Origin of the sequence: Curtobacterium sp. BRD11 (assembly GCF_031844345.1) — a bacterium.
In the GTDB taxonomy this organism is placed as follows: domain Bacteria; phylum Actinomycetota; class Actinomycetes; order Actinomycetales; family Microbacteriaceae; genus Curtobacterium.
The window spans coordinates 40338-51712 of sequence record NZ_JAUZUZ010000001.1; the positions used below are offsets into that span (position 1 = coordinate 40338).

At 67.7% G+C, this 11375-nt stretch carries 3 protein-coding genes; all 3 read left to right on the forward strand.

Features of this window, described 5'->3' with window-relative positions; translation table 11 throughout:
- The first annotated feature begins 177 nt into the window (after positions 1–177).
- The 3 genes from Q9R28_RS00180 to Q9R28_RS00190 are packed head-to-tail and all read left to right on the forward strand — an operon-like array spanning position 178 to position 11374.
- Positions 178–4233, forward strand: a complete 4056-nt coding sequence (locus tag Q9R28_RS00180) for a protein kinase domain-containing protein (RefSeq protein ID WP_311205219.1) — start codon at positions 178–180, stop codon at positions 4231–4233.
- Entirely contained in the window at positions 4230–7793 is a 3564-nt protein-coding gene (gene pglX / locus Q9R28_RS00185; RefSeq protein WP_311205220.1) for a BREX-2 system adenine-specific DNA-methyltransferase PglX, read from the forward strand. The genes Q9R28_RS00180 and pglX overlap by 4 nt, the downstream gene beginning before the upstream one ends.
- The gene (locus Q9R28_RS00190; protein ID WP_311205221.1) at positions 7790–11374 is read left to right on the forward strand and encodes a hypothetical protein; all 3585 of its coding nucleotides are present in this window, start codon (positions 7790–7792) and stop codon (positions 11372–11374) included. The genes pglX and Q9R28_RS00190 overlap by 4 nt, the downstream gene beginning before the upstream one ends.
- Position 11375 lies beyond the last annotated feature (1 nt).

Genomic DNA, 11375 nt, shown 5'->3' on the forward strand with positions numbered 1-11375 from the left:
AGGACTCAGGCCGCCCCTGAGTTAGGCTTCCAGGCTCCTGCTCGATGGTGTGAATCCTGACCCGATAGGATTCTGATCGCCCGCGCACGATGCGCAACGAACCGGCGGGATCAAGTTCGACTCGGCCATTTCATAGTTGAGACTTTGGCGCGAAGGGTCGCGTGAGAGGGGGATGACATGCGGGAGGACTCACGACTGTGGCGGGTGATGGGCGACCCTGCGCACGCGCAGGAGGCCGCCGCGCTGGCCAGGGTGAGGGCGCTCCTGCCCGACGACGGGATCGCCCGCGCCTGGGTGAATGTCACCTTCACTGACGCCGACGGTCGTCTCAATGAGGTCGACGCGCTGGTCGTTACCCGCTCCGGACTGCTCCTGGTCGAGCTGAAAGGCTGGCACGGGCAGATTGTCGGTGATCAGTCCACTTGGCACCATAACGGGCGAGCCGTGGACAACCCGCGGAAGCTGGCCAACTCGAAGGCAAAACGCCTGGCCTCAGTCCTGAAAGATGTCGCTCACGCCGCTCGCCTTCCGAGCGGCGCCGTCCCGTATGTGGCGGAGGCTGTCGTCCTCCATGAGGACCCGCAGGTGCGCCTCGACCAGTACGGTGTCGAGTCGGTGTGGGCGCTCGACGGATACAACGTCCGCGGGCTTGGCCAGGGAAAGAAGTTTTCCGACCTGCTCACCCGTGCCCCACGGCGTGCCCCAATCGACCGGGCTCAGGCGAACAACGTCGATCGCCTTATGGAGGCCGCTGGCCTTATGCCGCGGGCTCGACAGCGGATGATCGGCGACTACGCGCTCGACTCCGGCGAGCCGCTTGGCGAGGGTCCCGGCTGGCAGGACTTCCTCGTCACGCATCCTCGTACGAAGCTGCAGCGCCGTATCCGCCTTTTCCCGTACCCGAAGGGTGCCTCGCGCGAGGTACGCGCCGCAGTCGACCTGCGGGCGGCCCGAGAAATGCGTCTGACCGACGGCATCCGGCACGACGGCATTGTCGGCCCGGCCGAAACCTTTTTCCCTGACGAAGGGGCCGCCCTAGTCTTCCCTTACGACGCCGACGAGTTAAGTCTCGCGGCGTACATGGCGCAGCATGAGGACCTGAACTTTGAGGCCCGTGATCGCCTCGTGCAGGACCTCGCCGAGCTGGTACGTTTCGCCCACGGACAGCGGCTCACCCATCGTGCGCTCTCTCCACTTAGCGTCCGGGTTCGTGTGACGGGCGAGACAACGACGCTGCGCATCCGCGACTGGGACCTCGCCCGCCGTCCCGTTCCCGGCACCTCGACGTCAACCGAGGTCGGACGTGGACTCACCGACGTCGCCGCGGCGGTCGATGGCGAGGCGAGTCTCTACTTGGCGCCGGAGACCCAGCGCGGGCAGACGCCGGCTTCACCGCAGACGCTCGACGTCTACGGCGTGGGAGCGGTTGCTTACCTGATCTTTACGGGGAAGCCCCCGGCAGTGAATGTTGCCGCGCTGCAGGGTTTGGTCGCGTCCCAGGCGACCGGGCTCGACCCGCGCGCCGTCATGCCCGAAATCCCCGACATGCACGCCCAGTTGGTGCGGGACGCGGCGGCGTTTCGGGAGCTGGACCGCACACTCGACATCGGCGACTTTCTGGTGCAGCTCGCGGCTGCCCGCGTGTACGAGCGTGGTGACGCCGAGCCAGTACCCGCGCTGACCGATCCACTGGACGCCGCGGAGGGGGAGATCGTCGGCGACCGCTTCGAAATCGTCCGCCGCCGCGGGTCGGGCTCGACGGGCGTGGCACTCGAGGTCGCGGACTACGACAGCGGACGCGAAGGCGTGATCCTGAAGCTCGCGAAGGATGACTCGGCGGCGGCGCGGCTCGCCGTCGAGGCCGACGTGCTGCAGCGATTGGACAGCCCGCGGATCGTCAGGCACCTCGACGGGCCGCTCGCGGTCGGCACTCGGCAGGGTCTGCTGATGACCGATGCGGGTGAGGAGACGCTCGCCGACCGCATCCGTATCGAGGGCAAGGCGACAATCGAGCAGCTCGAGCGATACGGAGCCGACCTCTTTGAGGCGGTCGCGCACCTCGACAGTCGGGGTGTGTTCCATCGCGATATCAAGCCGTCGAACCTCGCTATCAAGCCCGATCCCGGCAACCGCAAGCCCCGCCTGACACTCTTCGACTTCTCGCTCGCCGACGAGCCATTGACTAACATCCGCTCCGGCTCGAGCGCATACCTCGACCCCTACCTCGGCCACGGCGGCCGCGCGCAGTACGACAGCGCCGCGGAGCGATTCTCGGTCGCCACGACGCTGTTCGAGCTGGCGACCGGTGACCCGATCTGGTGGAGCGACGGCGACGCACCGAGTAGCGCAACGGACGCGCCGGTGCTGCAGGCGACCATGTTCGACCCCGCGGTCGCGGAGGGTCTCGGGCGCTTCTTCACCGCGGCACTTGCTCCCGCGGTCGCCGACCGGCACCCGTCCCTACATGCTATGCAGCAGGCGTGGACGTTCGCACTCGCTGGGGCGACGGTCGGTGTGGATGATGCCGCGGCGAACGAGTCGCGGGCGAGCGCCGCGACGCTGGATACGTCGCTGCGCGAGTCGGGTCTCAGCGCTCGCGCCCTGTCCGCGTTGGCGCGCGTCCCGGCGACGACGGTCGGCGAACTGCTCGGCGTGCCGCCGATGACGATCAATCAGCTCCGCGGTCTCGGCGAGCAGATCCGGCGGGAGATCCAGGGCCGCATCCGCCAGTGGCGACAGCGGCTCGCGAAGTCGGATACGCAGACCGACGTGCCGGTGCAGGTCGGGCGTCGCTCCGTGGAGGACTTCCTCGGCGCCATCAAGGTGAAGTCGGAGGAGTCTTCAGAGGACCGCTACAAGCGATTGAAGAAGAACGGTACGCTGCGTGCCGCGACCGAGGACGCCGCCCGCTGGGTGCGGGACCTCGGCGGCGTCGCGACGCTGGACGAGTTGGCGATGAAGCTGCTGCGCGAGTACGGCTCGACGCTGACGGACGACATTCGTCAGAAGGCGGCGGCGGAGGTGCTCCGCGCAGTCCTGGAGGTCGACATCCGCTCTGGAGCGCCGAAGTTCGTCTACGAGCAGTTCCGCGACCGGCCGCGGACTGTGATCGCGTACGCGCCGGACGACGGCGCGGGGCTCACGTTCGACGAGGCCGAGCTGCACCTCGAGGCGCTGCATTCCGCATCCGACCTCGTGGACCAGCTGCTCGCCGAGTCGGACGTCGTCCCCGGGCCGCAGCTGCGAGAGTCGCTGCTCGGCAGCGGCATGCCGGCGCTGCGCCTACCAGACACCCGCACGGCGCAGCTAGCGATCGGGTTGTCGAAGGAGGGCCGCATCTCCTCACTGGGCGAGGCGTACCGAGCGGACTTGCCGTCGACCCGCGCAGTCGTGCTGGCTCTGCGCGGGGCGGCGACCCGTGAACTGGCGATCGTCACTATCGAGCACCGGGTCCGTGCCCGCTTCCCGGAGATCAGCACGGTCCCGCTGCGCCCCGACCTCGATCAGCCGGTGCGCTTGGCGATGCCGTATCTGGAGTGGCGCGCGGACCTGGGCAAGTACGTGATCCGGGCGAATGATGCCGCCTCGCTCACGGTCACCGGCTCGTCGACGACCTGGGGACGCACGGAAGCTGACCCGGCGATGGCCGCACGGCTGCGCCAGTCGATCGAAAACCGGGGCGCGCTGACCGTCGTCGTCTCCCGCCGCCACGGTCTGCTCGCCAGTGCGCAACGCCTCGGTCGCGAGCACGGGCTGCACGTCGTCGACCTCGCCGACCTGGCGCTGGATGCGCTACGGACCACCGCCACGGCGAAGAATATCCAGTGGCCGACCGTACTGCGTGCGGATGGTCAGGCGGAGGGCTCCCAGGACCGCCGGAATCTGCTCCAGCTCGCTCGGCTCGCGATCGAGCCCGCGTGGACGGAGCTGCTCGCGACAACGGAGCCTCTGCTGTTGGTGAACGCGGCGGTGGTCGCGCGCTTCGGCCTTGTCGACCTGGTCGCCGCGGTGACGGACCTTGCGACACCGCGTGCCGCCGCGCGATGGTTCCTGCTGCCGCGCCCGGCCGGAGTCGGCACGCCGGATCTCGACGGGGTGCCATTTCCGTTCGGGCCTGACGGTTACCTGGAGCTCTCCCTCGACCACCTGCCCGCGACCGCGTCGGAAGGCGTCCGAGGCATCGACCCGCTGGCCGCCGCGGTCGCATCCACCCGAAAGGCCTCCGCTTCGTGATCAACTCCGCCGCCCTACTCGCCGACCTGCAGCGCCAGCTGAAGCTGCTACAGGCGGACCTCACTCTGCGCGCCGAAGACGTCGCGGAACCGTGGGGCACCCGCCTTCGCGACGAGTACCGCCGCGCGTCCGCGCAAGAGCGCACCGGGCAGAGCTGGGTCGACTGGCGCGACGGTGAGGTCGCGCAGGCGGCCGTGGCGTGGATTCTCGCCTGCGTATTCATCCGCTTCGCCGAAGACAACGGCCTACTTGCCGGAGCGAGCCGAAATGGCAAGCCGGTCTCGCTGCCGTGGCTCGCCGGTCCCGATGACGGACTGGACCGAGCAGTGGAGAACGAGTCGGCTTTCTACGCTGCGACGCCGACGGCAACGAGTCGAGACTGGCTGAAGGTGGCATTCAGCGTGCTCGCCGACCTGCCCGCCGGCCGTCCGCTCGTCGACCCGGACCACTCGGCCGTGTGGCACGCGCCTATTTCGGCGTCGGCGGCCGACGCGCTCCGCGACTTCTTCCGCCGTACCGGGCCGGACGGCACACTGGTCTACGACTTCAGCGACCCGGACCTCGGCACTCGTTTCCTCGGCGACCTCTACCAGGACCTCTCCGACTACGCGAAGAAGACCTACGCGCTGCTACAGACCCCCGATTTCGTCGAGGAGTTCATCCTCGACCTGACCCTCACCCCGGCCATCGCTGAGTTCGGGCTCACCGGGCTGAAGCTCATCGACCCGGCGTGCGGCTCGGGGCACTTCCTGCTCGGCGCATTCGAGCGGCTCGTCGCGAAATGGGCGGAGAAGGCACCCGGGGACGACAAGGGTGCCCGTGTGCAGAAGGCGCTCGACTCCATTCACGGCGTGGACCTCAACCCCTTCGCGATCGCCATCGCCCGCTTCCGCCTCACGGTCGCGGCGCTGCGGGCGTCCGATCTCGCTTCGCTTGTCGGCGCGCCTGCCTTCCGGTACCACCTCGCCGTCGGCGACTCGCTGCTCGGCAGCGTCAACCCGAACGCCGGACTTGACCTCGGCGACGACAAGTACTTCGAGTACAGCGCCGAAGATCTTCGGGACTACCAAGGCATCTTGGAGCACGGCCAATACCACGTCGTCGTTGCAAACCCGCCCTACATTCAGCCGCCGGACGCGAAGCTGCGCGACACCTACCGAGCGCTGTACTCGACCTGCCGTGGCAAGTACGCCCTTTCAGTACCGTTCATGGAGCTGCTGTTCCGGCTCGCAATGCGTCCGAACGCGAGCGGTGCCGGATATGTTGGCCAGATCACCTCGAACTCCTTCATGAAACGGGAGTTCGGCAAGAACCTCATCGAGCAATTCCTCTCAGGTGGATTCACGGGAGTTTCGCCAGACCATGTCGACCTGAGCCACATCATCGACACCTCTGGCGCGTACATACCCGGGCACGGTACGCCGACGGTGATCCTCGCCGGGCGGCCGCGAAAGCCGCAGTCGGACGTCGTCCGGGCGGTGCTCGGGGTTCGCGGCGAGCCGGGCCAGCCCGCGGTACCGGCCGAGGGGCTCGTGTGGCAGGACATTATTCATCATCTCGACCAGCCGGGCTATGACGGCCCCTACGTTTCTGTCGCAGACATGACGCGCTCCAGCTACGCACAGTTCCCGTGGTCGCTGTCTGGGGGCGGTGCCGGGAACTTGAAAGAGTGCATCGAAGCTCGAAGCGATGGCAAGCTTTCTGCCGCGGTCGAATCGATGGGATTCGCTGCAATCACTGGCGACGACGAGTTTTTTGTGCGTCGTCATCGAACTGGAGCTCCTGCTTGGGAGGGAACTCCTATGCGACTCTTCGTCGAGGGCGACAGGGTGCGGGATTTCGGCTTGTCCGCCGACGCACTTGCGATCTTCCCATATCCAGTTTCTAAGGCTCAGGAGTCATTGCGCACCTTCTGGCCGTACCGCCGTACCCTTCGCGCCGGCCTCGCGTTCCGGCAGACCCGCGAAGACCGAGGTGAGTGGTGGGGCACCTACATTCTGCCGAATCAACGCCGCCTTGCGGCCGGAATGTTGATCACCTTTGCGTTTGTCGCAACGCACAATCATTTCGTGCTCGACCGGGGCGGGAAGGTGTTCAATCGATCCGCGCCGGTCATCAAGCTGCCGGAGGGCGCGACCGAGGACGACCACTACGATCTGCTCGGCGTGCTCAACTCCTCCGTCGCCTGCTTCTGGCTTAAACAGGTAAGCCAGAACAAGGGGAATGGGGGAATCGGCGGAGGCATCGGCGATGAGGCTTGGGAGCCTAGATACGAATTCACGGGCACAAAGCTTCAGGAATTCCCACTGCCCCTCGAGCGGGGACGGGACCTCGTTCGCGAGATTGACATGGCGGCGCGCGAGCGAGACGAGCTAACGCCCGCCAAGATACTGGCGACCCGTGGCCCCTCCGAGCTGCGGACCGCCGAGCACAAATGGCGTGCGCGGGGATGCGAAATGGCGTTTCTGCAAGAGGAGCTCGACTGGCGAATGTATGCCGCTTACGGGCTCGCGGTCCCTGAGCTCGCGCCCGCGTATCCCGAGCTCGTCGCGATCGAGCCTAACGAGCGCGCGTTCGAGATCAAGCTCGCCCGCGCCGTCGCGGCTGGTGAGACGGAGACAGCATGGTTCGATCGGCATGGGCGCTCTCCGCTCACTGATCTTCCAGAATCGTGGCCGGTCTGGTACCGCGATCTCGTCGAGCGGCGCCTTGAGGCAATGGACGGGAATTCGTCGTTGCGCCTGCTGGAGCAGCCCGAATACAAGCGCCGCTGGGCCGGTGCGAGCTGGGAGACGCTCGTCGCCGGCGCGGTCCGTGAGGAAATTCTCGACCAGCTCGAGGCGCCTGAACTGTGGCAGGACGCCTCGGGCCGCCCGGTCGTCCGGTCAGTCGCCCAGCTCGCCGACACGCTGCGCCGCGACGAGCGGCTGCGGGAATTGCTCGCCATCCACACCGGCTCTCAGGACTTTGACCTTAGCGCTGAGATCGGCCGGTTGATCGAGCCGGAGGCCGTGCCCGCCTTCGCACCGCAACGGTACAAACCCTCCGGGCTGGAGAAGTTCCGTGCCTGGGAGCAGACCTGGGAGCTGCAGCGCGCCGAGGACCGCGGCGAGCGAGTCGACGTGCCCGTGCCGCCGAAGTACAAGCCCGTGGACTTCCCGAAGGTCTCTTACTGGTCGGCGCGTGGCAAGCTCGATGTGCCGAAGGAACGATTCATCGCCTTCCCCGGCACTCACTACCCCGAGGACTCGACGGGTGTCTACGGCTGGGCGGGGTGGGATCACTCCGAGCGCGGCCAAGCGGTCGCTCGGCTCGCCAACGAGCTCAGCCGTGCTGGGGCATCCTACGAGCAGGTCGTGCCCCTTGTGGGGGTACTGCTCGAACTCGAACCGTGGCTGCAGCAGTGGCACGATGACATCGACGCCCGTTTGGGCGTCAGCCCGGCCGCCGCCATCGCCGGGATCACAACGACACTGCTCGTACGCCTCGGCGTCGGGCGTGACCGGGTCCTCGCCTGGCGACCGCCGACAATCAGGCGCGGACGGAGGAGCGCATCATGACCGAAGTCACTCTCAACGCGCTGCTCAGCGACGCCATTGAGCTGCCCGAGCGGGTCGAAGCCGCCGACTTCGTCATCAAGCTCGACGAGGGCGTCGCCAAGCAGGCCCAGACGATTCAGGACTACGTCGTCACCGACGCCATCGCGGCGGCGGTCGGCGAGGGACTCGGGCTCGTGACCAGCTCGCTGCAGCAGCAGTCCTCCCGTGGTGCCTTCCTCGACGGCTCCTTCGGCTCCGGCAAGTCGCACTACATGGCCGTGCTCCACCTGCTGCTCTCCGGCCACGTCCCAGCCCGGCAAATTCCTGGGCTGGAGGCTGTGGTTGCGCGGTACCTGGATACCCTGGACCGGCCGCTGCTCGTCCTCGACTTCAACCTGCTCGGCGCCAGGTCCTTCGAAGATGCGATCTTCGGTGGCTACATCGCCACCGTTGCACGCCTTCACCCCGACGCCCCCGCGCCCGTGCTGCACACGAGTGACGCAGTGCTGGAGGACGCGCGTGCCGAGCGCGAGGCCTACGGCGACGAGCTCTTCTTCCAGCGTTTCGGCGTCGCGGGCGACACCGGCTGGGGCGACCTGGCCGGAGGGTGGGACGCGGAGACGTTCGAGGCGGCCGCTGCCGAGGCGCCGGGCCACCCCGACCGGGACCGCCTCGTCGGCGACCTGCTTGCCAAGGTGTTCACCGGCTACGCCCGCGCCGGCGAGTGGCTGCCGATGGCCGACGGACTGAAGGCCCTCGCGAACCACGCCAAGCAGCTCGGTTACCAAGGGCTCGTCTTCCTGATCGACGAGGTCGTGCTCTGGCTCGGTCAGCACCTCAGCGACCAGGCGTGGGTGGAGCGCGAAGTCGAGAAGGTCGTCATGGTTGGCGAGAACGCCGCCGCGAACCTTGCCATCCCGGTCACTTCCTTGCTCGCCAGGCAGCGGGCGCTCAGCGACTTCCTCGGCACGAACGTCTCCGGCGCCCAGCGAGTCGCCCAGGGACAGCTCTTCGCCTACTGGGAGGACCGATTCACGAAGATCAAACTGCAGGCGGCCGACCTGCCGAAGATCGTTAAGCAGCGGCTGCTGCGGCCTAAGTCCATCGCGGCCGCGACCGTCCTCGCCGCCGCCGTCGCCGAAGTGAAGCAGGACTATGCCGCCTGGGGCTACCTCCTCGACGACGAGGCGCGGTCGGACGAGCGGGCGTTCGCCGACGTCTACCCGTTCTCACCCGCCCTCATTGACACGATGGTCGCCCTCTCCAGCCTCATGCAGCGCGAGCGCACCGCGCTGAAGCTCATGGCCGAGCTGCTCGCCGACGGGCGCGACACCCTGCTCGTCCGCGACCTCATCCCTGTCGGTGACCTCTACGAACCGGTCGTGCTCGGCGGATCCGAGCCGCTCACCGAGGAGATGAAGCAGCACTTCCGCATCTCCCGGACCTTCTACCGGCAGAAGATGCTTCCGTACCTGCTGCGGAAGCACGGGCTGTCGGAAGCCGAGGCAGCAGCACTGCCGCGCACGCATGCCTTCGTCACCGAGGATCGGCTCGCGAAGACGGTCCTCATTGCGGCGCTCGCGCCCGAAGCGAAGTCGCTGGCCACCCTCACCGCCGCGAAGCTCGCCGCCCTCAACTACGGCACCATCGACGCATTCATCCCCGGAGCCGAGGCCGACCAGGCGCTCGGACTTGTGCGCGCCTGGGCCGCCGAGTTCGGCGAGATCAACGTTGGGGACGGCTCGGACCCCATCATCAGCGCCACTCTGAGCGGCGTCGACTACGACTCGATCCTGGAGCGCGTCGCCACCGAGGACAATCTGCAGACCCGCCGGGAGCTCGTTCGCAAGCTCATCGCGGAGGAGCTGAACCTCCCGCCGGAGAACCTCACCGGCCGCCAGCTCACCCACGTGTGGCGCGGCCACAAGCGCACCGTCACCGTGAAGTTCGGCAACGTGCGCGACGAGACAGACATACTCGACAGCGACCTCATCCACAGCGACCCGGAGTGGCGGGCCGTCATCGACTTCCCCTACGACAGCGGGAGTCACAGCCCGGCCGACGATGTCGCGCGGCTGCGCAAGCTCGGCGACGGCGGACGCAGGGCAAACACCATTGCCTGGATCCCGAACTTCCTCACCGCCGCGAAGCAGGACGAGCTGGGCAAGCTGGTGCGCTTGGAGTATCTCCTGACCGGCGGACGCTTTGACCAGAACGCCGACCACCTGGCCGTGGCCGAGCGTGGACCGGCCCGGCAGACGCTCGAATCGCAGCGGCGTACCCTGCGCGATGCGATGGTCGTGGCACTCCGGCAGGCCTACGGAGTCAACACACCCGTCGACACGAACGTCGGCAACGATCTGGGCGGCAACGAGATCTTCTCGACTCTCGCCGGGCTCACGATCGCCCCACCAGCGACCGGCACCCTCCTCACCGGTTTCCGGTACGCGCTGGACACCGCCTGGGCAGACGAGTTCCCGGAGCATCCCGACCTCGGTGCCGAGGAAGTTACCGCGAGCAGGCTCAGCCCGGCGCTCGACCTCATCACGTCGACGATCGAGCAGGGCGGGCGCAGGCAAGGCCTCGCCGCCGGTGAGCAGCGCACGGCGCGTGATCTCATCGTGCCGCTCAAGCTCGGGGCGCTGAATGAAAACGTACTCGTCGTCGACGCAGCACACTTCGGCTGGACCGCCGATCTCGCTCGCTGGCAGGGCGAGCTCGGTGCCGGAATTACCGTCGGACGGCTGCGGTCGAAGCTCGCCCCCTGGGGAATGTCCCAGCCGATGCAAGACACGATTCTCCTCACCTGGGGACTGTTGCACAACATCGAGTTCGGCAGCGGCACCCCGCGCATCGGCTCGCTGCTGGACGCCGCGGCGCCTCGGCACGCGAACCTGCCAAGCGACGCCGACTGGAAGGCCGCTCAGGGTCGTGCTGGCGCGATCTTCGGCGTGCCGCCCGAGGCACACCTCACCCCGCGCGCCGTCGGTCGCTTCGCCCAGGCCGTCCGTCACCAGGCGACGTCGAGCAAAGTTGCTGATCTTGCGGCGCAGCTGGAAGGAAACGCCGCGACCCTCGGCATCGACGTCACGGCAGTCACCGGGCGACTCGCCACCGCGCGTCGCGTCGGCGAGCTGGTGAGGGCACTCGGGTCGTCAACGAGCGGCGACAAGGCCCTCATCGACACGATCGCGACGTTCGACCTGCCGACCGAGCTGACGGCCCATGGCAGCGCGCATGCGTCGGCGGAGCGGCTCGCGCGGGAGCTGCAGGGGCTCAACTGGCGGGTCGTCGCCGCGGCGGCGAGCCGAGGCGACGCGGGCTTTAACGCGTCTCTTGAGGCGCTTCGGAATGCTGCCGCAGTCGACGAGTCGGTCGTACTCCTTGAGCCGCGCCTGCGGGAAGTTGCCGCGAAGGCGGAGGCGCTGCTTGTGCAGGCACCGGCTACACCGCGGCTTCCACAGCCCGCGCCGACCAAGCCGCACGGCAGCCGATCCGGCGCGCTCGCTGACCTGGGGAGCGTCCTCGCTGACCTCCGCAGTGAGATCCAGCAGGAAGCCGGCGTTGAAGGCAATGTGACGATCAGCTGGCAGATCGACTGAC